Source organism: Treponema sp., from assembly GCF_051883275.1.
In the GTDB taxonomy this organism is placed as follows: domain Bacteria; phylum Spirochaetota; class Spirochaetia; order Treponematales; family Treponemataceae; genus Treponema_D.
Genome location: NZ_JBJETK010000046.1, coordinates 141,112 through 167,210, shown reverse-complemented (window position 1 = coordinate 167,210; position 26,099 = coordinate 141,112). Strand labels below are relative to the sequence as shown.

At 45.4% G+C, this 26,099-nt stretch carries 22 protein-coding genes and 1 tRNA gene; 10 read left to right on the top strand and 13 right to left on the bottom strand.

Annotated features, from left to right (window positions below):
- Window positions 1–32: 32 nt before the first annotated feature.
- Window positions 33–1,574: a cardiolipin synthase gene (gene cls / locus ACI4L0_RS07515; RefSeq protein ID WP_439799547.1), complete on the bottom strand. Its 1,542-nt coding sequence runs from the start codon at window positions 1,572–1,574 to the stop codon at window positions 33–35.
- Window positions 1,575–1,687: 113 nt separating this feature from the next.
- Between cls and ACI4L0_RS07510 the strand changes: the two genes are divergently transcribed.
- Genes ACI4L0_RS07510 through ACI4L0_RS07495 form a run of 4 tightly spaced genes read left to right on the top strand, consistent with a single transcriptional unit; the run spans window position 1,688 to window position 9,183 of the window.
- The gene (locus tag ACI4L0_RS07510; RefSeq protein ID WP_439799546.1) at window positions 1,688–5,623 is read left to right on the top strand and encodes a phosphoribosylformylglycinamidine synthase; all 3,936 of its coding nucleotides are present in this window, start codon (window positions 1,688–1,690) and stop codon (window positions 5,621–5,623) included.
- Between the two features lie 28 nt (window positions 5,624–5,651).
- Window positions 5,652–6,653: a thioredoxin family protein gene (locus ACI4L0_RS07505; RefSeq protein WP_439799545.1), complete on the top strand. Its 1,002-nt coding sequence runs from the start codon at window positions 5,652–5,654 to the stop codon at window positions 6,651–6,653.
- The gene (locus ACI4L0_RS07500; RefSeq protein ID WP_439799544.1) at window positions 6,653–7,921 is read left to right on the top strand and encodes a hemolysin family protein; all 1,269 of its coding nucleotides are present in this window, start codon (window positions 6,653–6,655) and stop codon (window positions 7,919–7,921) included. The genes ACI4L0_RS07505 and ACI4L0_RS07500 overlap by 1 nt, the downstream gene beginning before the upstream one ends.
- Entirely contained in the window at window positions 7,918–9,183 is a 1,266-nt protein-coding gene (locus ACI4L0_RS07495; RefSeq protein WP_439799543.1) for a hemolysin family protein, read from the top strand. Before ACI4L0_RS07500 ends, ACI4L0_RS07495 begins: the two co-directional genes overlap by 4 nt.
- Here ACI4L0_RS07495 and ACI4L0_RS07490 read toward each other — a convergent pair.
- The 7 genes from ACI4L0_RS07490 to ACI4L0_RS07460 form a co-directional block, all read right to left on the bottom strand.
- Window positions 9,178–9,828 (bottom strand): AAA family ATPase, encoded by a 651-nt coding sequence (locus ACI4L0_RS07490; protein ID WP_439799542.1) that lies wholly within the window; start codon window positions 9,826–9,828, stop codon window positions 9,178–9,180. The genes ACI4L0_RS07495 and ACI4L0_RS07490 overlap by 6 nt on opposite strands.
- A 227-nt stretch (window positions 9,829–10,055) precedes the next feature.
- Window positions 10,056–10,802, bottom strand: a complete 747-nt coding sequence (locus ACI4L0_RS07485) for an RluA family pseudouridine synthase (RefSeq protein ID WP_439799541.1) — start codon at window positions 10,800–10,802, stop codon at window positions 10,056–10,058.
- A 56-nt stretch (window positions 10,803–10,858) separates the two neighbouring features.
- A complete protein-coding gene (locus tag ACI4L0_RS07480; RefSeq protein WP_439799540.1) occupies window positions 10,859–11,629 on the bottom strand; it encodes an ABC transporter ATP-binding protein in 771 nt (256 codons plus the stop codon).
- Window positions 11,622–12,584, bottom strand: a complete 963-nt coding sequence (locus tag ACI4L0_RS07475; protein ID WP_439799539.1) for a FecCD family ABC transporter permease — start codon at window positions 12,582–12,584, stop codon at window positions 11,622–11,624. The genes ACI4L0_RS07480 and ACI4L0_RS07475 overlap by 8 nt, the downstream gene beginning before the upstream one ends.
- Before the next feature lie 7 nt (window positions 12,585–12,591).
- A complete protein-coding gene (locus ACI4L0_RS07470) occupies window positions 12,592–13,425 on the bottom strand; it encodes an ABC transporter substrate-binding protein (RefSeq protein ID WP_439799538.1) in 834 nt (277 codons plus the stop codon).
- Complete coding sequence (gene pyrE, locus ACI4L0_RS07465; protein ID WP_439799537.1) at window positions 13,426–14,112, bottom strand: orotate phosphoribosyltransferase; 687 nt, start codon at window positions 14,110–14,112, stop codon at window positions 13,426–13,428. It abuts the gene before it with no gap.
- Window positions 14,113–14,239: 127 nt separating this feature from the next.
- Entirely contained in the window at window positions 14,240–16,666 is a 2,427-nt protein-coding gene (locus tag ACI4L0_RS07460) for a GH36-type glycosyl hydrolase domain-containing protein (protein WP_439799536.1), read from the bottom strand.
- A 210-nt stretch (window positions 16,667–16,876) separates the two neighbouring features.
- On the opposite strand from ACI4L0_RS07460, the gene ACI4L0_RS07455 reads away from it, so the two are divergent.
- The 5 genes from ACI4L0_RS07455 to ACI4L0_RS07435 all read left to right on the top strand — a co-directional run bounded on the left by ACI4L0_RS07455 (window position 16,877) and on the right by ACI4L0_RS07435 (window position 20,822).
- A tRNA-Gly gene (locus ACI4L0_RS07455) sits at window positions 16,877–16,947 on the top strand.
- 36 nt (window positions 16,948–16,983) lie between these two features.
- Window positions 16,984–17,295 (top strand): YbaB/EbfC family nucleoid-associated protein, encoded by a 312-nt coding sequence (locus ACI4L0_RS07450; RefSeq protein ID WP_439799535.1) that lies wholly within the window; start codon window positions 16,984–16,986, stop codon window positions 17,293–17,295.
- Between the two features lie 3 nt (window positions 17,296–17,298).
- Entirely contained in the window at window positions 17,299–17,886 is a 588-nt protein-coding gene (gene recR / locus ACI4L0_RS07445) for a recombination mediator RecR (RefSeq protein WP_439799534.1), read from the top strand.
- A gap of 75 nt (window positions 17,887–17,961) precedes the next feature.
- On the top strand, window positions 17,962–18,927 hold the full coding sequence (locus tag ACI4L0_RS07440; RefSeq protein ID WP_439799533.1) for a hypothetical protein: 966 nt from the start codon (window positions 17,962–17,964) through the stop codon (window positions 18,925–18,927).
- The gene (locus ACI4L0_RS07435) at window positions 18,924–20,822 is read left to right on the top strand and encodes a hypothetical protein (RefSeq protein ID WP_439799532.1); all 1,899 of its coding nucleotides are present in this window, start codon (window positions 18,924–18,926) and stop codon (window positions 20,820–20,822) included. The genes ACI4L0_RS07440 and ACI4L0_RS07435 overlap by 4 nt, the downstream gene beginning before the upstream one ends.
- Window positions 20,823–20,825: 3 nt before the next feature.
- On the opposite strand, the gene ACI4L0_RS07430 is transcribed toward ACI4L0_RS07435, so the two are convergent.
- From ACI4L0_RS07430 to ACI4L0_RS07415, 4 genes are read right to left on the bottom strand one after another with little or no spacing between them, the layout of a single operon-like run.
- Window positions 20,826–22,109 carry a M48 family metallopeptidase gene (locus ACI4L0_RS07430; protein WP_439799531.1) on the bottom strand — a complete coding sequence of 428 codons (1,284 nt, stop codon included), beginning with the start codon at window positions 22,107–22,109 and terminating at the stop codon, window positions 20,826–20,828.
- Window positions 22,106–22,771 carry a 16S rRNA (guanine(527)-N(7))-methyltransferase RsmG gene (gene rsmG / locus ACI4L0_RS07425; protein WP_439799530.1) on the bottom strand — a complete coding sequence of 222 codons (666 nt, stop codon included), beginning with the start codon at window positions 22,769–22,771 and terminating at the stop codon, window positions 22,106–22,108. The genes ACI4L0_RS07430 and rsmG overlap by 4 nt, the downstream gene beginning before the upstream one ends.
- On the bottom strand, window positions 22,768–23,646 hold the full coding sequence (locus ACI4L0_RS07420) for a hypothetical protein (RefSeq protein WP_439799529.1): 879 nt from the start codon (window positions 23,644–23,646) through the stop codon (window positions 22,768–22,770). Before ACI4L0_RS07420 ends, rsmG begins: the two co-directional genes overlap by 4 nt.
- Window positions 23,633–24,442, bottom strand: a complete 810-nt coding sequence (locus ACI4L0_RS07415) for a hypothetical protein (protein WP_439799528.1) — start codon at window positions 24,440–24,442, stop codon at window positions 23,633–23,635. The genes ACI4L0_RS07420 and ACI4L0_RS07415 overlap by 14 nt, the downstream gene beginning before the upstream one ends.
- Before the next feature lie 164 nt (window positions 24,443–24,606).
- Here ACI4L0_RS07415 and ACI4L0_RS07410 point away from each other — a divergent pair, with 164 nt between their 5' ends.
- The gene (locus tag ACI4L0_RS07410; RefSeq protein ID WP_439799527.1) at window positions 24,607–25,563 is read left to right on the top strand and encodes an Hsp33 family molecular chaperone HslO; all 957 of its coding nucleotides are present in this window, start codon (window positions 24,607–24,609) and stop codon (window positions 25,561–25,563) included.
- A 67-nt stretch (window positions 25,564–25,630) separates the two neighbouring features.
- Here the strand turns inward: ACI4L0_RS07410 and ACI4L0_RS07405 are convergent, their stop codons facing one another.
- Window positions 25,631–25,933 (bottom strand): hypothetical protein, encoded by a 303-nt coding sequence (locus tag ACI4L0_RS07405; RefSeq protein ID WP_439799526.1) that lies wholly within the window; start codon window positions 25,931–25,933, stop codon window positions 25,631–25,633.
- Between the last annotated feature and the right edge of the window lie 166 nt (window positions 25,934–26,099).

Genomic DNA, 26,099 nt, shown 5'->3' with positions numbered 1-26,099 from the left:
GCCTCGGGGAATTCCGGTTTTCTGAGGCAGCCCTATAGAAGCGGCGCAAATATTCTGAAAATTCGTCCTGTGATTCTGATAGTGAGAGGAAGCTTTTTGTAGTCTTCAATTTTCATTTCTTTGCAGGAAAGCTTTGTTATTTCAAAGTCGCGCTGAATTTCTTTTACAACAGGATGTCGGTAGATAAGCAGTCCGGCTTCAAAGTGATGGAAAAGGCTTCTGTAGTCAAGGTTTACGGAGCCGACCGTTGCAATTTTTCCGTCGCTTGCAAAAATCTTTGAGTGAATGAATCCCGGAAGATAAAGATAGACATGGACTCCGTTTTCAACAAGCGTCTTTAGAAATGTTTTTCCGATGCAGAACGCAAGAAAATGATCCGGCCTTGAAGGAACAATCAGCGACACATTTATTCCCCTGTTCGCCGCAAAGATAAGCGCGCTTTTCAGCTGGTTATCGATTATTATATACGGAGTTGTTATGCAGATGTTTTTTTCTGCGCGGGACAAAATGTGCAGGTAGATATTTTCTGCGATGTCCTTTTCGTTGTAGGCGTTGTCCGCGTATGGAATCAGGATATTTTCGCCCGAGGAAAAATTCTCCGCTTCCGGGAAAAATTTTTTGTATGATTCGCTCTGCTTTTTTTTTCTGGATTTTGCAAGCGACCACATCTGGAGAAAAAGAGCCGTGTAAGTTTTTACCGCGTTCCCCCTGATTTTTACAGCTGAATCCTTCCAGTAGCAGAACTTGTTCTGTCCGCGGTTGAAATATTCGTCGGCAAGATTCAGGCCTCCTGTGTATGCGGTTTTTCCGTCAATCACGGCGATTTTGCGGTGGTCGCGGTTGTTCTGCTGAAGATTGAAGACAGGGGCAAGCGGCATGTAAATTCTTGAGCTGATTCCCGTAAGATTCAGGTATTTCTGGTATTCATTCGATGAAGCCATAAGCGAGCCGATTCCGTCGCAGAGAACACGCACTTCAACGCCGCTGTGTGCTTTTTCTTTCAGCACGGCTAGAATTTCCTTCCACGAGCTGTCAGGCGTTATTATAAAAAATTCAAGGAAAATAAATTTTTCCGCCTTTTTAAGCTCCCCGATAAAATCTGCAAAGAATTTTTCGCCGCACGGAAAATATTCCACGCTGGAATCTGTGTACGCAGGGAAATTTCCATTCTTGCGCAGGTAAAACGAAAGCCCGGGAATTTCTGAGCTGCCGCTGTTTTTTTCCGCGGTTGAAATTTCCTGCAAGGTATTCTGCTCTGCCAGCCTGATTTTGTTTTTCATCCTTGAATTTCCGGTGGCCATTTTTGTGTAGATATAAAGCGAAATTCCGAACAGCGGAAAAATCATGGTCGGAAGCAGCCACGCGAATTTGAATTCATTTTTTCCGTCGCAGTTTGAAAGATAGGCCATGAACATAAAGCTCATCGACAAGTTTACGCCGGCAAGGTAAAAAATATATGGAGAAAACCTGATGATAAAAAACAGATACATAAAAATCTGCATGGCAAGCAGCAGAAAACAGAAAGCAACCCGGCTGTATATAAAGCGCTTTATAAGCTTGATTCTTTTCTTCATTCCTTGAATTTATTCAAAGAAACGCTTTGTTTCAAGGGAAGCAGGGAGGCTGCGGGGAAACGGGCGGTTTCTTCTGCGTTGAATAAACCTCTGTTTTGCTATAATATATTTGAATGTTTCGTATCTATGTTGAAAGAAAGGCCGGTTTTCAAAATGAAGCGGCGCGGATTTTTTCCGAGATTACAGGTTTTTTAGGAATTGGTGGAGTTACCGGCATCCGTTATTTCAACCGGTATGACATAGAAAATGTCTCTGATGAGGTTGCGCGCGCTTCCTCTGTGCGGATTTTTTCTGAGCCTCAGAGCGATTTTGTTTTCTACGAATCTCTTGAAGTTCCGCAGGATGTAACCCAGATTATATGGGAATATCTTCCGGGCCAGTATGACCAGCGTGCGGACAGCGCGGAGCAGTGCCTTACACTTCTGCGCGAGGGAATGAAGCAGGATGTCGCGGTATGCTCAGAGCCTCCCAGTGTAAAATGCGCAAAGATTGTTTTCCTTGAAGGCAGTGTTTCCGCGGATGATGTCCTTAAAATTCAAAAATATCTTGTGAATCCTGTCGACAGCCGCCTTGCAGAAAGCGCAAAGCCCAAGACACTGAAAATCTCCGCCCTTGCCCCTTCTGACATTGCTGTTGTTTCCGGCTTTATTTCAAAGTCCGAAAGCGAGCTTGATTCATATAGAAAGGAATTAGGTCTTGCCATGGATTTGGCTGATGTCAAATTTATGCAGGATTATTTCAAGTCGATAGGCAGAGATCCTACTTTTACAGAAATCCGTGTTCTTGACACCTACTGGTCTGACCATTGCCGCCACACTACATTTCTTACAGTTCTGGATAATGTTGAAATTGAAGACGGTCCCTATGCTTCCGTGATGAGGCAGTCGCTGGACAGATATAAGGCTGTGCGCGCGGATTTGTATGCCGGCCGCAAAGACAAGCCTGTTACGCTCATGGACATGGCATGCATCGGAGCAAAGTATCTGCGCAAGGCAGGAAAGCTTGATGATCTTGAAGTCAGCGCTGAAATAAACGCCTGCTCTGTTTTTATAGATGTCCATTATACTACAGGCGAGCCGGACGAAAGGTGGCTTCTTCAGTTTAAGAACGAAACACACAACCATCCTACTGAAATAGAGCCGTTTGGTGGCGCCGCAACCTGTATCGGAGGCGCAATCAGAGATCCTCTTTCGGGGCGCGCGTGGGTTTATCAGGCGATGCGTGTTACAGGAGCCGCAGACCCGACTGTGCCGCTTGCCCAGACTCTTCCCGGAAAGCTTCCCCAGATGAAGCTCACACGCGAGGCTGCCCAGGGATTTTCTTCTTATGGAAACCAGATTGGACTTACAACCGGACAGGTCTGCGAAGTTTACCATCCGGGCTACGTTGCCAAGCGCATGGAGCTGGGGGCTGTCATTGCGGCTGCTCCCTGTGATCAGGTTGTCCGCGAAGAGCCGGAGCCGGGGGATGTTGTTATTCTTATCGGCGGTGGAACAGGCCGTGATGGAATCGGCGGCGCCACAGGCTCTTCAAAAATTCATGATGTGAAGTCAGTTTCAACGGCAGCTGCGGAAGTTCAAAAGGGAAATGCTGTGGAGGAGCGGAAAATTCAGCGGCTTTTCAGGAACAAGGAAGTCTGCCGCATGATTCGCCGCTCTAATGACTTTGGCGCGGGCGGTGTTTCAGTTGCAGTCGGAGAGCTTGCTCCGGGACTTGATATAAACCTCGATGCTGTTCCCAAAAAATACGAAGGCCTTGATGGCACGGAGCTTGCGATTTCAGAAAGCCAGGAGCGCATGGCGGTTGTTGTCCGCAGCTGTGATTCCCAGAAATTTATTCTTGAATGTGGAAAAGAAAACCTCAATGCTGTTGTTGTGGCGGTTGTTACAGATACAAATAAGCTTGTAATGAAATGGCGCGGAAAAACAATCGTAGACATCGACCGCTCTTTCCTTGATGCAGCCGGCGCGGAGCATCATGCAGTTGCCTTTGTGGAAAGCCCTTCAGCGCAGAAAGATTCGCCTCTGGTTCATCCGCTTGAGTCAGTGGAAAAAATTCTTGCCGAGGACGAAAAGAACCCTGATATAAAGAAAGCATGGCTTTGCGCTATGAATGATCTTGCCTGCTGCAGCCAGCGCGGACTCGGGGAACGCTTTGACGGCTCAATCGGCTCTTCTTCTGTTCTTATGCCTTACGGCGGAAAATACCAGGGAACTCCCGAGGCTGGAATGGCCGCAAAGATTCCTGTTGTTTCCCCGCGCGAAACTTCCACGGTCAGTCTTATGAGCTACGGCTTTGATCCTAGAATTTCGCAGTGGTCTGCATGGCACGGCGCGCAGGTTGCGGTTCTTTCAAGCCTTGCAAAAATTTCCTGCATGGGAGGAAAAGCCGACACCTGCCGTCTTACTTTCCAGGAATTTTTCGGGCGCGCTGTTACAGAAAAAACATGGGGCTATCCTGTGGCTGCATTGCTTGGTTCTATTGATGCCCAGCTTGCAATGGGGACAGGATCAATCGGCGGAAAGGATTCAATGTCGGGAACTTTTGAAGATCTCAATGTTCCGCATACACTTGTTTCGTTTGCGGTGAACGTTGATGATGTGGCGAATGTTACAAGCGGCTCATTTAAAAAGGCCGGAAGCAAAGTGTACCTTGTTGGAGTTCCGTATTCAGCGGAGCTTGTTCCTGATTTTGATGTTTTCAGAAAGAATTCCTCGGTGCTTTACAGGCTGAACAAGGAAAAAAAGATAAGCGCAATGTATCCGGTTTGCGCCGGCGGAATCGCAGAGTCGCTCAGCAAAATGTCGCTGGGCAACAGAATCGGCGTTTCCGTGGAAAAAATTCCATTGAGCTTTACCGCGGTGTCCGGGCTGAAAAAAGCGGGAATTGACGATTTGTTTACTCCGCTTTACGGTTCTGTTATTGTTGAAACTGACGAAAACCTTGATGCGGAGGAAGGCTTTGCGCCGGGAACAGTTTCAAGAATCGGCTCGACAATCGCAAGTCCGTCTGTTGAAATTCAGAATGTAAGCATTTCGCTTGATGAAATAGAGTCCGCATGGGAATCTAAGCTTGAAAAAGTGTTCCCGCCGGTTTCAGGTGCGGAGCTTCAGAATCCTCTGCCTTCATTTGCGCTCGGGGAGCATCCTTCTCTTGCGGAAGCCAGAAAAAAATCGGAGACATTTGACTATTCACTTGGAAAAGCCAAGCCTTCAGTTTTGCTGCCTGTTTTCCCGGGAACAAACTGCGAGTACGATATGGCGCGTGCCTTCAACCTGAACGGCGCGGAAACGAAAATTCTTGTCTTTAGAAATAGGACTCCAAAAGACCTGGCGGATTCGCTTGATTTGTTCAAGGCGGAAATTGACCGGGCGCAGATTCTTGCCTTTTCAGGAGGATTCAGCGCAGGAGATGAGCCTGACGGTTCTGGAAAATACATCGCCAACGTAATCAGGGAGCACAGAATTTCAGACAGCATTATGGAGCTGCTTAAAAAACGCGATGGTCTTATCCTTGGAATTTGCAACGGCTTCCAGGCTCTTGTAAAAACGGGGCTTGTTCCCTTTGGAGAAATCCGCGAGCCTTCCGAAGACATGCCGACTCTTACCTACAATAAAATCGGCCGCCATATAAGCCGCATTGTCCGCACAAGAATGGTGAGCGCAAAAAGTCCGTGGGCGCACGATCCGAGCATTCTGGATTGCGCAAAGCATCTCATTCCTGTGAGCCACGGCGAAGGCCGCATTGTAATCAGCGCGGAGCTTGCGGAAAATCTCTTTGCAAACGGACAGGTGTTTACGCAGTATGTCGGCGAAGATGGAATTCCGTCTGTGACCGAGCCGGACAATCCTAACGGAAGCCTTTTTGCAATCGAAGGTCTCACCAGCCCGGACGGACGTGTTCTTGGAAAAATGGGACACAGCGAGCGCACAATGGGAACAGACCGCGGCGGTTTAAGCAGTGATCTTATAAAGAATATTGCCGGAATGGATTCAAGCGAAAGTTCCTGCCAGAATATTTTTGCGGCCGGTGTTCGCTATTTCAGATAAATGAAACCTTTGTGGACAGGAAGAAAAAATGAAGAGATTTGAAATTTTTAGGCGCGGCGGTTTTCTTGCAGCTTTTGCCGTTCCTTTGATTTTGCTTGCCTCCTGCGGTTCTCCGCGCTGGCATACAGATTTTGAAAGCGCAAAGCAGGCGGCGGAAAAACAGAACAAGGACATCTATCTTTTGTTCAGCGGAGATGACTGGGCTGATACAAGCCGTCTGTTCAAGGAAAATATTGTCCTTACAGATGAATTCAAAAAATCCTACGGAAAAAAATATGTTCTTGTGGATTTGGATTTTTCCCAGACGGAATATGCAAAGACATCGCTTCCTGAGAATGCAACAAAGGAAGAAATCGAAGCCGCCGAAAAGATTCTGAATTCCTACAGAAAAAAGGAATCTCTTGCGCGCCTTTACAATGTGCGGAAATGGCCGAGCGCCTACATTGTTTCAAAGGAAGGCTATGTGCTGTCCTTCATTGACTTTGCGGAAACAGAGTCATCTACGTTTGAGGAATATTCAGTGAAAATGCAGGAGGCTGAAAAGTCCGCTGCGGAAATAAAAGCTGTTGTTGAGCAGATTAATTCCGCTTCGGGAATTGACAAGGCTGTGGCTATAAATCAGCTTGTTGAAAAAACCGCCGGAGAGCATGGATATCTGCTGAAGGATTTGATTCAGGAATTTATTCTTCTTGATCCTGAAAACAAGACAGGCTTTTTGGGAAAATATGAAATTCTCAATGCCCGCAACAAGGCTCTTGAGGCTTTTTCTGAAGGCAAGGATCCGGCCGAGCCGTTCGATATTGCTGTGCAAAAAGATTATCTTACAGATGCCGAGCGGCAGGAAGCTCTGTATATGGCGGCATATATTCTTGTGAATGTTCCCGAGATTGATTTTGACCGTGTGCTGCTCTATCTGAAAAGAGCCTATGACATAAATCCGGACGGAGATTATTCAAATGAAATTCTTACAGCTCTTGATAGAGTGCGCAGATTTTCAGCGGTGAGTAAATCTCAGGAGAACCAGAACTAGTGGATTCTCCTGATGTTCCCCTGCCCGCCCTTTTTGCAGCCGCAGTGGTTTTAGTTGTTCTTTCAACAATTTTTTCTGCTGCGGAAAGCGCGTTTTTTTCTGTCAACAAGCTCCGTGTAAGGCTTCTGCGCGGAAAGCAGGACAAGCGGGCTATGCGTGTGTGGCGGCTTCTTAAAAACCGCGACAGGCTTATAAACACGCTTCTTGTCGGAAATAATATTGTCAACATTGCGCTTTCTGCGGTTTTCACATTTGCGGCCGTTGGATTTTTTGGCACTGCCGGAATCGGCTTTGCGACGTTTTTTGTTACAATTCTTCTGCTTGTCTTTGGAGAAATCACGCCTAAGATTATTGCAACTCACCATCCTGAGGCAGTGGCGTTTTTCTTCAGTTTTTTTGTTGAGGCCACGGAAGTTATTTTATTTCCGCTTGTTTCTGTTTTTACAGCCTTTTCAAGAATTTTTCTCCGGATTTTCCGCGCGGACATCAGTGTAAAAAAAGTTTCGTACACCGAGGAGGAAATAAAGACTTTCCTTGATGTGGGCTGTGAGCAGGGAATTCTGAAAGTGAATGAAAAAAACATGATGTCGCAGGTTTTTAAATTCACTGACCTTGAGGCAAAGGACATCATGATTCCCCGCAAGCATATAAAGGCTGTCAGCGTGGATGAGTCGTATTCCAGTATAATAGAAAAAGCCCAGCGCCTGGGATTTTCGCGCTTCCCTGTGTACCAGAAGGATATAGACGACATTGTGGGAATCATATACATAAAGGATATGCTTCCGTTTAAAGCCTGCGCTTCACGGTTCAGTGTCCGGAATACAATGCGCCCTCCCCTTTTTATACTTGAAACAAAAAAAATGTCGGGAATACAGCAGATGCTCTGGGAAAACAGGCAGAGCATGGCGGTTGTAATTGACGAGTATTCCGGGACTTATGGAATTCTTACAAGGGAAGATATTGTCCGGGAAATTTTCGGGCCTGTTACAGACGGAAAGAATATCCGCGCCCACAAGGCGAATCTTTTGATTGAAAATACGCATGACTGTGAGATCGACGGACTTGCGCGGCTGATTGACCTGAACGAGCGGCTAGGTGTGCGGCTTTTGTCCGAAAACTGCGAAACGATAGGCGGCTTTGTCTGCGAGCAGCTGGGCGCGATTCCCCAGGCAGGAAATTTTATCCGGGCGGAAGGCTATAAATTCACTGTGGTAAAAATGGAAGATAACCGTGTACAGAAAATCCATGTGCACAAGGAAGAAAAATGAGCGTGCTTTATATATCGGTGAGCCTTTCAGCGATGGTGTTCCTGCTGTTTCTGGGAGCATTTTTTTCAGCGACTGAAACTTCGTACACGAGCCTTTCAAGAATTTCAGTCAGGCAGATGCTGAAGGAAAATGCCAGGAATTCAATAAGAGTATACAAGATAAAGTCGGAGCTTGACCTTCTTATTTCCACAGTTCTAATAGGAACTAATTTTGTAAATACACTGAATTCCTCGATAGCAACGGCATTTGCCATACGTGTTTTCGGGGCGGAATATATTTCAGTTGCAACGGCTGTTGTTACAGTTATGGTCATTGTTTTCGCGGAGATAATCCCAAAGACTTACGCCGGGTTCAACCAGAAGCAGGTGGCGCAAATGTCCGCGGTTCCTGTGCTTGCTGTTCAGAGGATGTTTTTCCCCGTGATATGGCTGTTTTTTCAGTTTACACGCTTTCTTGATTTTCTTGAAAAAAAGCTCATAAAGGCGCACCGACCTTTGATTACGGAAGAAGAGCTGAAGGCTCTCATTGCAATCGGTGAAAATGAAGGCACGCTTGAGCAGGACGAGCGCAAGATGCTTGAGCGCATTTTTGAATTTTCTGACTTGACTGTGCGCAATGTCATGCGCCACCGTTCTCTTGTGCGCCATATTTCTGTTTCAGAGTCGTTTGAGGGAGCTATAAAAATTTTTGAGGACACCGGCTACTCAAGAATTCTGGTTTTTGAGGACAGCAGCGAGGAAGTTGTGGGTGTGCTTTATTTCAAGGATATTCTTTTTGCTGACAAGGAAAGCTGCGCCAGCCGGGATTTTGTGCGGAAATGCATGCAGCCGGTTCTTTTTGTGCCGGAAACACTGAGCGCGGTTGAGCTTTTGAAAAAATTCAAGGCTGAAAAAAACAACTTCGCTGTTGTGGTAAATGAATACGGCGAGATGACGGGCATTGTTACGCTGGACAGCATTCTGCGCGAGGTATTCGGGCGCATCACCGATGAGCATGGCATGGCGGACGTTCCTCCTGAAAAGCGGATAAGCCTTGTGGGCATAAACGAATTCCTTGTTCCCGGAGATATGAGGCTTGACGACTTGAACAATGTTCTTTATATGAATCTTTCAAGTGAAAATTTCGACACTCTCGGCGGCTGGCTTCTGGAACGCTTTGATGAGCTTCCTGCTGTAGGCTCTGTCTATAAGAAAAATGGAACTGTATTCATTGTTGAAGATCAGAGCGCGCGCCGGATTCAAACTGTCAGAATCAGGCTATGACTCTCTTGCAATCTGCGCAATCATCTTCGCTGTTTTTTCCATTCCCAGAAGCGAGCTGTTCACAAGCAGATCGTAGTGCGCCCTGTTTCCCCAGGTTCTCTCTGTAAAAGTGTTGTAGTGGTTGGCTCTTCTTTTGTCTATAAGCTTTACATCGCGCTCCGCTGTTGCAGGGTCAAGGCCTTTTGTCTTTATGGCATACTGAACTTTGTCTGCAAGCGGCGCATATATAAAGACGTTCAAGATATCTTTCCTGTCGATTTCATCGCAGTGTCGCAGAACATAGTCAGAGCATCGTCCGACAATGACGCACGGGCCTTTTTTTGCAAGCTGAATTATTGAATTTCTCTGCGCATTGAAAACCTGGTCTGCTAGCGGTGTGGAAGCCGGCGCGGAATTCATTCCCATGTGCACGGAGCCTGTTCCCGGAGCCGCGTAGCTTGCTCCCAGCAAAAGAGTGTAAAGCCAGCCGGACGAAATATTCTGCTCATTCTTTTTTATGAAATCCGGATGAAGCCCTGAATTTTTTGCCGCAAGGTCAATTATTTCATTGTCATAAAACGGAATTTCAAGCTCCTTTGCAACAATGCTTCCGATTGTGTGTCCGCCGCTTCCATATTCACGGCTGATTGTTATATATTTTTTCATAGCGACTCCTGTAAAAAGTCAGTGAAGAAGTTTCAGCTTCCAGTTTGACTTTTTTGTATTTTTATATTTTATCACACTTTTTTGGAGGGCGCATATTTTTTTTGCTATGCCCGGCGTTCATTTCAAATGCAGACTTTGGGTATAAAGTTGCTCTTTTTGAAGTGCCTGTTTTTTTCCAGTCGAGATTTACTAAGCAAAAATAGGTAAAATTTATTTACCAGTTTTTTTCAGGACAGAGGATCGACCTTGAAGAGCTTTGCGAGCTGTTTTCTGACTGCATCCAGATCCCTTGGATAAGGTGCTGAAAAAACGGCTGTTTGCGCAGTTGAAGGATGAACAATTTCAATAGAATACGCATGCAGAGCCAGCCTGTTTAAAAGCGGTCTTTCTTCAAAGGTGTCGCCGTTCCATTTTCTCTTGAGATCGCTGAGGCGGACGGGCTTTTGGTTTCCTGAGTAAAGCGGATCGCACACAATAGAAAAGCCCGTGGACTGAAGATGCGCGCGTATCTGGTGTGTTCTGCCGGTTTTGGGAAACGCCTTTATCCATGTGTACGGCCCGCATGCTCCGACTGTCTGAAGGTATGTTTCTGACGGCTTTCCGTATTTTTTATTGATTGTTGTTCTGTGCCTGTCATCGCCATCGGGAAGAAGCGGAAGTGTCACTGTAAATTCATTCCACAGCGGATGGCCGTTTACAAGGCAGTGATATGTTTTTTTTACAGTCCTTTCCATAAACTGCATTGATATTTTCTTGTGGGCTTCAGCGTTTCTTGCGTAAAGAACTATTCCGCTTGTATCCTTGTCAATTCTGTGAACGGCGAACAGCGACCCGAATTCCTTTTCCGCAAGAATATCAAGCCTCGGCGCATCCGCATCATATCTGTCAGCCGCCACCAGAAGACCGCTTTTTTTATTCAGTACAACAATATCATCATCACTGTAAATAACTGTATAGCTTGGAATTGTTTTCATGCGGATATTCTAATGGATTTTTGCGGTTTTACCAAGTGTGAAGGTTTTTCTGTTTCCTAAAACACAGCCATGGGAGTTTTGTAAATTGGATGGGTACAGATTTTTATATCCGCTCCATATACGGCTGAAAGCAGGGATTCTGTCATCAGCTGGTCTGGTTTTCCGGTGATACAGGGCTTTTGTTTTGGAAGCAGAGCCATTCTGTGCGAAAAGCGCGCGGCTGTGTTTATGTCATGAATTGAAATGAGTATGCCCTTGTCCGTTTCCTGTGCGATGCGCTTTAAAAGCTCCATCAATTCTTCCTGGCAGGTAAAATCCAAGCCGGCTGTGGGTTCGTCCAGAATCATAAATTCTGTTTCCTGGGCGAGGCATCTTGCTATTCTTGCTTTTTGCAATTCTCCGCCTGAAAGCTCAAGAATGTTCCTGTCCGCGAGATTTTTTATGCCGAGCGTTTCGATTGCCTTATCAGCGGCGCAGAAGTCGTTGCTTGTATAAACCCCAGTGAAGCCGGTGTGCGGAAATCTTCCTGTAAGAACAATATCTCTTACTGTGAAATTCCATGCCGGAAATTCCTTTTGCTGCATATAGGATACAGTTTTTGCTCTTTGCTTCAGAGGCAGGGCTAAAATGGGTACAGATTTGGCTTTGTTTCCCCAGACTGGCTCTGTCTGTATTCCTGCCATTATAGAAAGCAGTGTTGATTTTCCGCTTCCATTCTGGCCTGTAAGACAGACAAATTCCCCTTTGCCCACAGATAGGGTTACATCAAAAAGAATTTGAGTTTTATTCCATCCGGCATTGAGCGACTGTACCTTTAATTCATGCATTTGTCACCCTTTTTTTTGAAAGCAGAAGCGATAGAAAAAACGGCGCGCCCAGCAGGGCAGTAACTGTTCCCACTGGAAGCTCTGATGGAGCCAGAATTGTTCTGCATAAGGTGTCAGATAAAGCCAGAAGAGCTGCGCCTGTAACCATGGAAAGCGGAACTGTCACCTTTGCCTTTGCTCCAAAAAATTTTCTTGTGATATGCGGCGCAATTAAGCCTATAAAGCCGATTGTTCCCCCTGCGCACACGGCCGCGGAAACTGCAAGTGCCCCGGAGATAATAACTGCATACTGAAGCTTTTTTACAGACAGCCCAAGGGAAACCGCTGTTACTTCTCCGCACGAAAGTATGTCGAGCTTTCCGATGCAGGGTACAGAAAGAAAAACTGCCGCCGCTGATAATGGAAGAATAAAAAGAACTTCATCCCAGCCCCTTCCGCTCAGAGTTCCAAGCATCCACATATACATTGAATGAAGCTGTCTGCTGTTTACGGAAATTGCAATCGAGCTGAACGCTGAATACAATGCTCCCAGGGCAGTTCCGCACAGAAGAAGTGTAGCAGGCGATTTTTTTCCGGCGACCGCCACAGCGAGAATTCCTGAAATCAGCGCGCCTATAAATGCTCCAGTGCTCAGGGCGGAAAGTCCTGCTGCCCCCGGAAGTCCAAAGCAGGCTGCAAAAACTGCTCCTGCTGTTGCTCCTGATGAAATTCCCATTATTCCCGGTTCTGCCAGAGGATTTCTGAAAAACAGCTGGAAAATTGCGCCGCTTCCGCCGAGCATTGCTCCTGACAGAATGCAGAGGAAAACGCGCGGCAATCGTATGTCAAAAAGAATTGTCTTTGAAAATGTGTCCCCGGAGCAAAACAGATCCGCGGCATTTATTTTTTCTGCCCCTAAGACAAGGGATAAAAGAATGCTTGTTGCGAATATCGAAAACAGTGCGATTTTTTTCATTTTCCGCCTAGCGCACCAGCTTGCTTAGCTCCAAGACCGCTTCTCCGATTCTGGGACCTGGCCGCGAAACAAGATCTGCGTTTACAGTAAAAATGCAGGTGTTTTTTACAGCCGGTATCTTGCTCCAGCCGCGCCTGTTTTTTATGTCCTGCTCTGTAACCGTGTTTGCATCGGGAATAATTATTATCTGCGGCTGGGCGGCAATAATGGATTCTTCGCTTACCATTGGATAGCTTTCCTTTACTGCGCTGAAAACATTTATGAATCCTGCGGCTTCTAAAAGCTCGTTTATAAGGGACTGTTTTCCTGCTGTTATAAACGGCTCGTTCCACACTTCATAGTAAACTGTTTTTGGGTGCAGATTTTTGGGTACAGATTTTATCTGGCTTTCTATGAGGCCAGTTATTTTTTTTCCTTCCTGTGGCTTTTCCATGATTTGCGCAATATAGAGAATTTCCTGTTCTGTTTGAAGAATTCCTGTGCTGGCGTCGCTCAAAAATACTTTTACTCCGCATTTTTCAAGCGGCTTCTTCAAAAAGTCATGCATTCCCTGTGAGCCATATACGAAATCCGGGCAATACGAAAGAATTGTTTCTATGCTGAGCGTTTTTCCGTCAAAGCCGCCTACAGAGGGCAGTGTTTTTATTCCCTCCGGATAGTCGCAAAAATCTGTGCGGGCCTTTATTTTATCAATGCTGCCCAATGCGCACAGAATTTCAGCGCCCGATGGTGACAGACAGACTATCCTCTGCACAGAAGCGGCGGTTTCCGCATTCAGGCTGAAACATAAAAGGAATAATGAGGCTAAAAGAATGTGTATTCTGCCTGTGTGTCTGCCCACTTATTTTGCGCCCCATTTGCTGTAATAGGAGTCGAGCTCCTTTTTTATTTCGTCTGTTATTATTTTTTTGTCGCCGCATGTGTACAGGGCTTCTACAACATCAGCCATGGAAACAATGGCGCGGGCTGGGAATCCGTATTTTTCTGATATGACATCCAGGGCGGCTTTTTCACTGTCAGGGGCTTTTTCCATGCGGTTAAGGCTCACAATTTCTCCGGCTATCTTTATTCCACCGGGAACTGTTTCCTGCGCTTTTATTTTCGGGTAGGTTTCCTCGATTGATTTTCCGGAAGTCGTTACATCTTCAATTATTATAACGCGGTCGCCGTCCTTGATTTTGTAGCCCAGAAGGGAGCCTTTGTCAGCTCCGTGGTCTTTTTCTTCTTTTCTGTCTGAGCAGTATTTGACTTCTTTTCCGTAGAGATTGTAATAGGCGACAGCAGTTGTCACAGCGAGCGGAATTCCCTTGTATGCCGGGCCGAAAAGAACATCAAAGTCGTCTCCGAAGTTGTCATGGATTGCCTTTGCGTAAAATTCCCCGAGGCGTGCAAGCTGGCTTCCGGTTGTATATGCGCCTGCATTCATAAAAAAAGGAGAAGTGCGTCCACTTTTGAGTGTGAATGAGCCGAATTTCAGCACATTACATTCAACCATAAAATCAATAAAATCTTTCTTGTACTGTTCCATAATTCTTTCCTAAAAATGTGCGAAGGGAGCTTGCGAAATTCATTTTCAGTTTTTAGAAAGCTCCCTGGAAATTTTTGTGGAAACACTGAATAGCTTGAACCGTATTACAGTGCAAGCCATGAGTGTTCTACATTCGCTCGTTTGTCACAGGAAGCGCATTTTTTCCCATGACAGCGACAATAGTGCTTCCGTCCTTTAGAATTTCAGCCGGAATTGTAGCTGTGCTGATGCGCTTGCCGTCCACTTCAATATGCTCGATTCCCTTTGAAACGTGCTCCGGATTTTTTACTTCAATATGAAGATTCATTTTTCTCCAGCGGCGCTCAACAGAAAATCCGTCCCAGTCATGCTTGATGCACGGATCAATAAGAAGTCCGTTATACTGCGGCCGGATTCCGAGCATGTACTGTGTTATTGAATAATAGTTCCACGTTGCAGCTCCCGAAAGCCAGGAAACTCTTGTGTTTCCCGGACGCTTTGAGTAGGTTGAGTATGTTGTCTGCCCGATGACATAAGGTTCGCTCTGGCGGATTTCGGCTTTTGTATTGTATGCGGCAGGAAGTGCAGCCTTGCAGTATTCGTATGCGCGGTCTCCGTTTCCGTTCATGATTTCTGCGATTATGCCCCAGCCCTGGGTGTGGTTGAAAATTCCTGCGTTTTCCTTTATTCCCGGAAGATATACAACTGAGCTCATTATATCGCGGCTTGCATATATAAACGGCGGCGCGCACAGCATAAGTCCGTACGGCGTTGCAAGTTTTTCCTTTACAGAGTCAAGGCAGGTTTTTACCTGTTCAGGTGTTGCAGCTCCGGAAAGAACAGACCAGACCTGTGTATTGAAGTAAATCTGACCTTCTTCTATTGAATGCGTTCCATATATGGTGCCGTCCTCTGCGATTGCCCAGATGAACCATTTTCCATCCCAGCATTTTTTCTGGATATTTTCATCCAGTTTTGCGCGCTGGTTTTCAGCCCATTCAGCTTCGTCATTTTTGCCGAGCCTTCTGGAAATATCCGCGTAAGTTGTAAGTCCGAGCCTGAGCTGGAATGCAACAAAAAGACTTTCGCCGTGATAGCCGAGCTTGAGGCAGTCATTCCAGTCTGCGAGAAGCCCGCACGGAAGTCCGTCTTTTCCCATGCGCTCAAGGTTGAACAGGAGAGCCTGCTTGAGGTGTCCGTAAACTGTGGCTTCCCCCTTGTCGGCGTATGGAACAATTCTATTGAAGAAATCAAAATTTCCTGTTTCCGCAACAAAGCATGGAACGGCATTGAAGAACCATTGGCAGTCGTCCGAGCGGAATTCTTCAGGCGGAATCATTTTCTGCTTTCCGGCCTCAAAATCCTTGCTGATTACAGGAAGCGCTCCGCCGTTTGAAAACTGTCCGCTTAAAAGACGGACAAGACGCTCTTCCGCCTCCTGTGGAATTGCCGCGCTTACTCCGAGTATGTCCTGGACTGAATCGCGGTATCCAAGGCCATCGCGCTCTCCGTTGTATACCAAAGAGGCTGCCCTTGACCAGGCGAATGTTATAAGGCAGTTGTACAGCCCCCACATGTTTACAGTGTGGTTTATGTCTTCGTCCGGTGTGACCGCGGAGAAGCTTCCGAGCTTTGAGTGCCAGTTTTTTACAAGCTTTTCAAATTCCTTGTCGGCGCGCTCTGTTGTTCCGAATTCCTCAACAGTTTTCTTTCCTTCAACATTTGCATCTCCGATTCCAAGGAGAACCATGATTTCACGTGTTTCTCCGGGATTCAGCTCGATGTCTGTCTGGACTGTGCCGCAGGAGCTGTCTCCGAATGCCTCTGAATTTGAACATTCGCCCTTGAGAACTGCGGCCGGCTCCTTGTAGCTTCCGTAGGTTCCGATAAAGGCTTCCCTGCTTGTGTCGAATCCTGTCATCGGGGAACCGGCAAGCGCCATCCATTCGCTCATGAAATCTTCCACAGCCGGATTTTTCTGGTGCTGCACATACAGGTTTTCATGGATGGAATAACGCAGCATGTTTGGAGCTGATTTTTCGCCCTTGACAATAAAAAGCGAGTACTGAAGGTTCACCTGATCCTGCGTTGTGTTCCACTGATTGGAAAATTCACAGTAGCTGAAAACGCGCAGCTTTCTTTTTCTGCTGCCTGTGTTTGTGAGCTTGAGCCTCCAGTATTCAAAGGTCTGGCCGAGCGGAACATAGTACTTTGTCTCTGATTTTATTTCGTCATATTCAGAGGTGATTATTGTGTATGCCGTTCCGTGGCGACATTCTGACTTGTATTTTTCAAGCGGCTTTCCAACCGGCTGCCAGGAAGCTGACCAGTAATCTCCGCTGTCTGTGTCACGCAGGTAGAAATAGCGGCCCGGCTGATCCATCGGGATTGAATTGAATCTGAGGCGCATAAATCTTCCCTGCGCTCCTGATTTATAAAAACCGTAGCCGCCGGCATTATTTGTGATGACAGCGCCATATTCAGTTGATCCTAGATAATTGCTCCATGAAGCAGGAGTGTCGGGACGTGTAACAACATATTCTTTTGCTGCATCGTCAAAATACCCGTATTGCATTTTTCTTCTCCGTGAATATATTTTCCGAGAATGTCCTGCGAGTTTCAGCCCGCATTTTTCAAGGTTCCTGTAATCATAATGAATTTTTCTGTTTAGTAGAATAGATTTTGCCAAAAACCTTTATCCGCGGGTGTTGAAAAAAAACGGGAATATCGGTATTCTTTAAAAATCATTTTGAGCGGCTTGAAGTTCGGGCTGCCCTTGAAATTTGCGGTTATCGTATATCGGTATTACACAGGCTTCCCAAGCCTGATAGGCGGGTTCGACTCCCGTTGACCGCTTTCCGTTTAGAAGATTCCTGTTTTCTGGAGAAAAAAATGAATCCTTTTGATATGATGAAAAATCTTGCTGGAATGCAGAGCCAGTTTAAGGCGGTGCAGGAAAAGCTTGCGGAGCTTGAAGCCGAGGGGTCTTCCGGCGGAAACATGGTTCGGATTACTATTAATGGAAAATTTGAGATAGTTGACATCAAGCTGGATCCGATCTGCGTTGATAACCGCGATGTTCCCATGCTGCAGGATTTGATACGCGCGGCTCATCATGCGGCTCTTGAAAAGATGCAGGAAGAAATAAAAGCCCAGCTTGGCCCGATAATGGCGGGAATTAATATTCCTGGAATGGGTGCGTGAACAATGAATGCTCTGGATGAGCTGTCGGAAACATTTTCCCATCTGCCCGGAATCGGAAAAAAGTCCGCATCGCGCATTGCGAGTTATCTTTTAAAGACAGACAGGGCTTTCAATATCCGTTTTTCAAATCAGATTTTGTCGCTCCAGGAAAGAATAAAGCCGTGTTCTATATGTGGCGCATGGACTGAAAATGATCCGTGCCCTATATGCTCTGATATTGCAAGGGACAAGTCCGTTATTTGCGTTGTTGAGCAGCCGCAGGATGTTTCCACAATAGAAAGCTCCCGCGAATTTCACGGGCTGTTTCATGTTTTAGGCGGCGTGATTTCTCCGCTTGAAGGTGTCACTCCGGACAAGCTCAGAATTTCGCAGCTGTTTGACCGTGTAAAGTCAGGCGGAATAACAGAAGTCATTATCGCCACAAATCCTACTGTGGAAGGCGACACCACTGCCCTTTTTATTCAGCGTGTTCTGCAGGATACCGGAGTTTCGGTTACGCGCCTTGCATCGGGTCTTCCTGCCGGCGGAGATTTGGAATATGCTGACCGTCTTACGCTTGTGCGGAGCTTCCAGGGGCGGATAAAAATTTAAATGCTGTCCAGCTTTTAATTTTAAGCGCGCTTGTAGTTTGATTTTATCACATATACGTGCTATTCTTTTTAAATAATGAAATTTATCGCTTCCATAAAAATTTTTGCCGCCTATATCGCATTGATTCTGCTTGGAGTCTGCACAGGCGCATTTTTGTATATGACACATTCTCTCTGCACGGTTCTTGTTGCGGGGCAGAGATTTTCTGCATTCAGCCTGGCTTATTTTATGAAAGGCGTGGTTTTATCTCTTCCCATGGTTCTGCTGCTGTGTCCGCTTTTTGTTTCATTCTATCTGATACGCCATAAGGAAATTCCGTGGTATTCAAGCCTTGTGTGCATGATTCTGCATCTGGCGCTTTGGATTTTTTTTATTCCTGCGGCAGCCGAAAAATTGACTCTGAAAACCCAGGCAGCAAAAACAGCTCCTGAGGCATCTTTGCTTTCGCCCGGATATTTCAGAATGTCGGAGAACGGAAGATATATTTTGTATTACTCTGAAACCGGTCCTGGAAACCTCTGCTCCGGCGTTTGCATTGACACTGTGAAATCGAGCGGCAATGTTTTTACTTTTACAGGCGAAAAGCCGGCTTCATTCCAGAATGGATTTTCCGACCCTCTCATAAGAAATACTGTTGAGATGCCGGTGATTCTGGAAAATGTTCTAAAGTATTTTCAGCGTTTTATATCAGAAATATATTTTCATTGCAGCGGAAATTTTGCCGGATGGCTGGCTTTTTCTTCTATTATTCTTGTGTTTGTTTCCTCTGTTCTTGTAAGAAATGTTTCCGCATGGCGGCTTGTGAATGTTCTTTTTATTCTGATGGGCTGCTCCGCTGTCTTTTTTATGGATTTTTATATTCTGGAAATGAATGGCTCATTTTTTGAAAAAATTCCGTTTCCGCTGAAAGACGTTTCTGTGAACCTGCTTTTGATGTGCGCCGCCAATCTGCTTGTGTGTGTTGCGGCATTTGTTTTGTGGCTGGTTTCAAGGCGGGATACAACGCCTGCTGTTTTTGATTCTTACGGAGATGATATATGAAAAAAATTATTTCCATTGCAGTTTCATATACTGTTGCTGTTTTGATATTCAGCTTTTTGCTTTCTGTTTTTATCAGGCGTCCGGAATTCCTTATACCGGGAACTGAAAGAAATTTTGTGTTTCTGCGCGGAGTGTATATTTTTCAGATTTTCCTGCCGGGAATTTGCTTCAGCGGATTTACAGTTGCGTGCGCAGTTCTATGGCAGAAGCGGACAGGAAACAGCCGCTCCAGGTTTTCTCAGGCGATGTTCAGCAGGTACAGGATTGTTCTTTTTACATCGCTTGTGCTGGTTCTTTTTCTTTCGCTGAATGAAGAGGTTTTCAGGCCGGCAATAAAAAAGAAAACTGATTTTCTGCGGGAAGCTCCTGCGAAATTTTCCGAGGCTCTTTCTGTTGCAGAGCATTTTCTGGAGCAGAATCAGCCGGTTCTGGCCGTTCAGTATGCAAAGAAGGCCGCCTCTATTGCTCCGAAAGATGCTGATGCAAAAAGAATTCTGAAGCTTGCAGAGGATGCCGCAAGTCTTCTTGCCGACAGCGAAGTGCACGGAAAAAAAACTGTGCTGGATATAAAAAAAGTGGAAATGCCGCTTCATTTAAAAGACCGAGGATACAGTATTCTGGAGCTTTTAAAAAAATCTGACGAGGCGGCTTTAAAAAATCAGTGGTTTGATGCGCACTACTGGGCAAGCCTTGCGCTTGAAGCCTGCGATGGAAAAAACACAAACCGTGATGCGGCGGCGGAAAAATCAAATTATGCCTGGAAAATGCTGAGCGAGCCTGTCGCCTTTGATAACTCACAGGAAAGAAACTACTACAGAATAAAAAAGGAAGGCTATACTGCTTTTTCCCGCGGAGATTTTTTAAAGGCATATTACACATTTCTTGGGCTGAAGAACAATGTTCCCGGCGCGGACAATGACCCGGATGTAAAGAAATTTCTTTTGCTTTCAGAAGAGGAAATGGAAAATCAGTATTTCTTTTTTGATGAAACAAAATACATGGATGAAATTTCTGACAGCCATAAAATTTATTTTTCCCTGAGCTATCCCGACGGTTCAAAAAATGTATTTTATATTTCAAATGCCATGGACATAAAAAAGGAAGGCAGCCTTGTGCGCTACATGGAAAATTTCAATGTTGTGCATTATGACAGCTGCGGAAAATTCGTGTATTCCTTTTTTGTGCCGTTTGCAAAAGCCGTTGCCCAGCCTGTTTCGGAATTCGGGGAGGAAAACCTTGAGCTGCTGGGAATCAAAAAAGACTGGGAATATGTTCCGTTTGTGATTCTTCAGTCTGTTGACAGAAATACTGAAGGGCTGATTTCGCGGCCGGTGTATTCATATACGCTCACGGGGCTTTCCGCGTCCGATGCTGGAAACCTTGGCATTTTGGATTACGGTCCGTCCGCTTTGCTTGCTGAAAATGCGTCTGATTTGCCTGTCAGCTCCATGATGATTCTTCCAATGCAGTTTTCGGATTTTAATCTGATAAATGCCGCTGCCGCTGGAGCCAGGGAAATGTCGCTGCCTGTTTTGTTCAAGCTTCTGCCAAGGGCTTCGGGCTATGGATTTTCGCAGGAAGTCTTTGCACAGAATCTTGTTCAGCGCGGAACATTTTCGTTTATAATTTTAATCCTTTTTATTTTCTGCGCGTGCATCGGGTGGAATTATAGAATTGAAAATCCGGGCGAAATGTTTAGGTTCAAGTGGCTTTTGCTTGTTCCGCTTTTTGGCTTTGTGATGCTTGTGGCTTCTAACGCTGTTCTGTATTTTTTCAATATGCTGAGCTACGTTCTGGTTGGAGGCCTTGGCGCCGGGGCAGTTTTTGCGGCGGCGGTTTTTTATACAGCGGTGTTCTTGGCAGCTTCTATTCTTTTTCTTTCAAGAAAGGCTTAGGAGTTATTCAGCGTTTTCTTGGCGTTCCAGGGAATTTATTCTTTCCATGAGAGGCGGATGGCTGTAGTTGAACAGCGAATAAATTTTGGGCGGCTCAAGCTCTGAAAGGTTCTTTTTATTCAGTTTTATGAGCGCGCTCACAAGGGGCTGTCCGCTTCCGCACAGTTTTCTTGAATATGAGTCCGCCTGAAATTCATCTCTTCTGCTGAAAAAATTTGAAATCAGCGCAAAAATTCTTCCGTAGCCTTCAACTGTCATTCCAAAGAAAAACAGCCCCAAAAGCTGAACCTGCGGCAGAACAGGAAGCTCCGCCTGCCCAAAACCGAATGTGCTGTAAAGTCCGGGAAGCCGTATCGCCATGCTTGATATAAAAAGCGAAATAAAAATAAGCGGAACCATTGCGCACAGCCTTTTTGTTATATGATGCTTTTTAAAGTGTCCAAGCTCATGGGCAAGGACAGTTTCAATTTCAGAAGGCTCAAGCTGGCTCAGTATTGTGTCGAACAGTACAATTCTTTTGTTTTTTCCGAATCCTGTGAAATAGGCGTTGCTGTGGTTGCTTCTGCGTGAGGCGTCCATTTTGAAAATTCCGTTTGACTTGAATCCTGTGCGCGCAAGAAGATTTTCAAGACGCTCTTTTATTTCACCCTGCTCCAGCGGAGTGAATTTATTGAACAGCGGCGCAATCCAGATTGGGTACACGTAGCTGACAGCAAGCGAAAACGCAAGATAAATGAGCGCGAATAAAAGCCACCATATTTTATTGAAGCTGCAAATAAGGGCAACGGCAGCGCAGAGAATCGGAACACCCAAAACTGCGGAAAGAACAGCGGATTTCGCCAGATCACCAAGCCAGGTTTTTAAAGTCATGTTGCTGAATCCGAATTTCTTTTCTATGCGGAATTCACTGAAAAGCGAAAACGGAAGACCCAGAATAAAATTTGGAAGCTGCGAAATAAACGCAAAGCCAATCGCCGCGGCAAAAATATTCTGAAAGCGGTTTAAAAGCCCGGTAAAAAGCAAAGCATAAAATCCTGAAAAAACAAGTGCGAGTTTCAGCAGGAATTCAAGTATATTCAGCGGCACCCATAAAAAATATTTTTCATTTTCGTAGGCGCAGATTTTTTCTGTTTCCTGCGGATTTATGAATTCCTTTAGCCTTGCAGGAATTTTTTTCCCGTGTTTTTTTCTGAACACAAAATCAATGGCTTCAAGAAACTGTCCTGATGCAAAATCAAAAACAGCCCCTGCCAAAAACAAAGCAAAAAATAAATTTTCAAGAGTCATAATTTTTCCACTACAACGAGGTTTCTTTCATGGTCTTCCAGAAAAGGAACCTCCAGTTTTATTTTTTCATACGCGGGAATAAGGAATTTCACGGATTCCATTTCCGCGGAAATTTTTTCTGACCTCGCCTTGTATGCCGCTAGAATTCCGCCTTTCTTCAGCATTTTTAAAAGCAGCCGCGTGTTTTTTGGATCAAACGGATGAAATGCGCGGAACACTTCAAGGTCAAATGAATTTGGCTTTACAAGGCTTGCCTGTGTGCACCATACTTCGGCGTTTGAAAGATTCAGCTTTGAGATTGTCTCGGAAAGAAAGGCGCATCTTTTTTCCATGCGCTCAACAAGCTTAAAATTCAAATGTGGAAAAGCCACCGCCAGAGGAATTCCGGGGCATCCTCCGCCTGAGCCGATGTCCGCAATATTCAGCTGCTGATTTTTTTTGCGCTCCTGAATTCTTTGGACAAGCGCAGAAATTGAAGGAGCCGCGGCAAGGCTGTCAAGGATGTGGTTTACAATAAAATCATCCTGCGAGTCGGCCTTCATGAGATTGTAGGTTTTATTGAATTCCAGAACACAGTCTGTGTATTTTTCAAGCTGTTCAATTTGCCCGGATGAAAATTCAAGTGCGAGCCGTTCAAGCCCGTCGCAAAGCTTTTTGTTCACGTCTGTTTTTCTCCCAAATCAATTAAGAGCTCCAGCTTCCAGCCGGGATCTTCTGTCCGCACTGAAACAAAATTCCCAACGCGCATCGCCTGTATTTCCCCCGACTTTGACATCTGGTATAGAAACGAATTCTCATTCAGAAAATCCTGGGTGACTTTTACAGCGGCGGTGTAGTTTGAAATTCCGTCGTCGCCCGGACAGCTTTTAAAAAGAATATGAAAAGTTTCCGTGCGCTTTTTCCCATCGCTTGAGTAAATTCTGTCGCCGGTGACAAGAAAAGTTCCGTCCAGCTGAACATCAGAAATGTAAATTGCGCGGCACGTGCTGAGAATGTTGTAGCCGTTCACGCTGAACCTGAGAATTCTGGCAGGCTTTTTTATGCCTTCAGGTTCTGAAGTTTTTGCGGCAATCTGTTTTTCCGCGGCGGTATCGGAAGGCTTTGAATCTTCCTTGAGCTTTTCTATTTCCGCAAGAATTTTATTCAGCAGCGCGTTTGTTTCATAGCTGCCTTCAGATGATGAAAGTGAAAAAATCAGCGAATTTATATCTCCCGAAAGTCCCCTGTTTTTTAAAAGCGACATGTCGTTTGCAGTGAGGGCTGCGGCAAGCTGCCTGGCTTTTTCAGTCTGGATTTCTTTTTTTTGAGCCGCCTCGTTTTCAGCTGATTTTTTTTCTTCGGATGAATTTTTGGAATCCTTTTCGCCGCTGAAATTTTTTTCAAGGATCGAGCCGGGCGCATAAAATCCGCTTCCGATTTCCGGGGAAGATATGACCGGCATTGACGGCGAAGTGACAGAGCCTATGGAAGTCTGGGCGTGTGCGGCGGAAAGAAGTGCCGATACAATCAGCGCAGTGTGCTTTTTAAAGATTTGCAAGGCTTTCCTCCACAAATTCAAGGCGGTGTGTAAGCTCGTTGATTGTCTTTGTGAGCCTGTCCCGCTCTTTTTCCAGTTTTTCCCTGGGGTCTATTTCTTTTGCTTTTTTCTTCATCATGGCGATTACGCTGTCAGGACTTTTTCCGCTCTTGATGGCTTCAACGGCCTTTGCTTTTTCGTCCGGCTTTTTGCAGGCGGCTATGATTTTCATGTTATCGAATCCGAGCGCGCTGTCTTCTTCCGGGAGAAGCCCCACTTTTGAGGCGGTTTTTGCTGTTGTCCGCGGAATTTGAAGTATTCTGTCCAGATAATCTTCATAGCGGATATTTGCCTGCTCGCAGAGCGCATGGGCTTTTACAAGGCTTCTTCCCAGCTCGTGCATTATGTGCCCGTTTGGCTCTATGTATTTTTCGCGGATTTCCTTTGTAAGCTGCTCAAGCTCCGGCGACATTGAAACATCAAGCTTGTAGTAGCCCTTTTGCTCCGCTGTGTCCAGAAGCGCATGGAATTTTGCCCAGAAATAATTGGTGTGGCTTCTTTGCTGTGCCGGTGGATTTCTTCCGCCTGAAAGTTCGATTTTTTCTTCGTTTATCAGATGATGGGTGTATTCGTGGATTGCGGTATAAACAAGTTCGTTTTCAGTTTTGAAATTCTTGTTGTGCAGAAGGATTTCCCTTGTTTCAGGTTTGTAAAGTCCGTTTACCCGGCAGCTTTCTTTTCCTGTCATTGTCACGCTGAAGTCGAGCTGCGAAGGAAAAATATCCAAAAGCATCTGTTTTATTGATTCATTGTCCATGTCTGCATTTTAATGCAAAAGCGCAGTCAGTTCAATTAAAGCTACCTTTAAAAACTGATTTTCAGTGATTTTTTGCAGCCTTCAGAAAAGACGGCCTAGCCTGGAAAATTTCAGTTCTTGAAGTTTCCTTTACATAAATTCTATTTGCGATTATTATGTGGCACATGATTAAGGCTCAGATAAATGACAGCGAGCTGATTGAGCATATAGGCTCGCTTGAAGATGACGGCATGTCTGTTTTTGTTATGGCGGACGGAAGGGCGCGCGGTGCGCTTTTTCACGGAACTAAATTTGTAAACCAGATGCGGGCGCAGCATGGTCTTGGAATACTTGAAACGATGGTTCTTGGACAGGCTTCAATATGCGTGGCTTTGATGATTCCCACGATGAAGGGAAAAGAGCATCTTACATGGCGCTATGACACAGACGGGCCGGCAAAGGGCTTTTCAGTGGAAGCGGACTCTTCCGGCTATGTCCGTGGATTTTTGTATGAAAAGCATATCCCGGTGGAAAAGCCGCTTGAAAGCTGGGATTTAAGTCCTTTTCTGGGAAATGGAACAATGACTGTGTCAAAAATTCATCCCGGAGATAAATCGCCGCAGACAAGCTCCGTGGAAATTCTTTACAGAAACATCACAAAGGATCTTGCATGGTTTTTTCAGCAGTCGGAGCAGATAAGCACTGCATTCAGCACGAGCATTTTTATGGATCCAAAAGGACGTGTTACAGGCGCGGGCGGTCTGTTTGTTCAGGTTATGCCTGAAACCGGCGGAACAAGGCGGCGCGGCTCTTCTTCGGACAGCAGTGCGGATCAGGCGGCGGACAACGAGCTTGTGGAGCGCATAGAAAATGCATTTTCCGCATGCCCTTCGCTTGGAAAGTGGTTTTCGGAAAAAGGAAAATCAGAGGACATAGTTTACGGTCTTTTCCGCGAATTCAATCCCGAGATTGCGGTCAGGCGCTCGGTTTTATTTGACTGTCCGTGCAGCCAGGAAACATTCAGGGCGCGTCTTGGAGTGCTTCCCGCGGCGGATCTTGAAAAGCTGAAAAAAGATGACGAGGTGGAAGCTGTCTGCTGGAACTGCGGAAGCGTTTATAGAATTCCTGTGTCCATGCTCTAGTTGAAAAATTCGGAATTATTCCCTTGCACACTTTATATTGATGTGAGGGAATTCTGACCGTTGCCAGTTAAATTTTCTGATTTATTTCTTTTTCACTTGAAAAGCGAGCCATTTTCCAGAGAGCTTTATGTTCTTCTGGATTGGCTGATTTAATTATAACTAATGAATAAACAATAACAAAGTATAAAAGTCTTTCAGACTGTCGTTCAGACAATCCTATTTTAGACCTCTCTATGGGTCTTGAAGATTTTTTCATGTTATTATTAAATTCGTCAAGGCTCTTTCCTTCAAAATAATCTTGTGAAAGGCTATTCCAGTTTTCTTGTTTTTTACTGGTCTTGTAAGCGTGCAAGACCATAAACTTCTTCAAAAAAGCAATCTGTGAGTTTAATCATGCATAATTAGTTAATATTTAAACATTACCACTTTATTTCAGGACATAGCCTTTCAAAAAGACAAAAATTATTTCAAGTGTGTGCAGGAATGATTCTGAATCTGAAAAATGATTATTGCTTCTTAGTTGGCGTTTCGGGAAT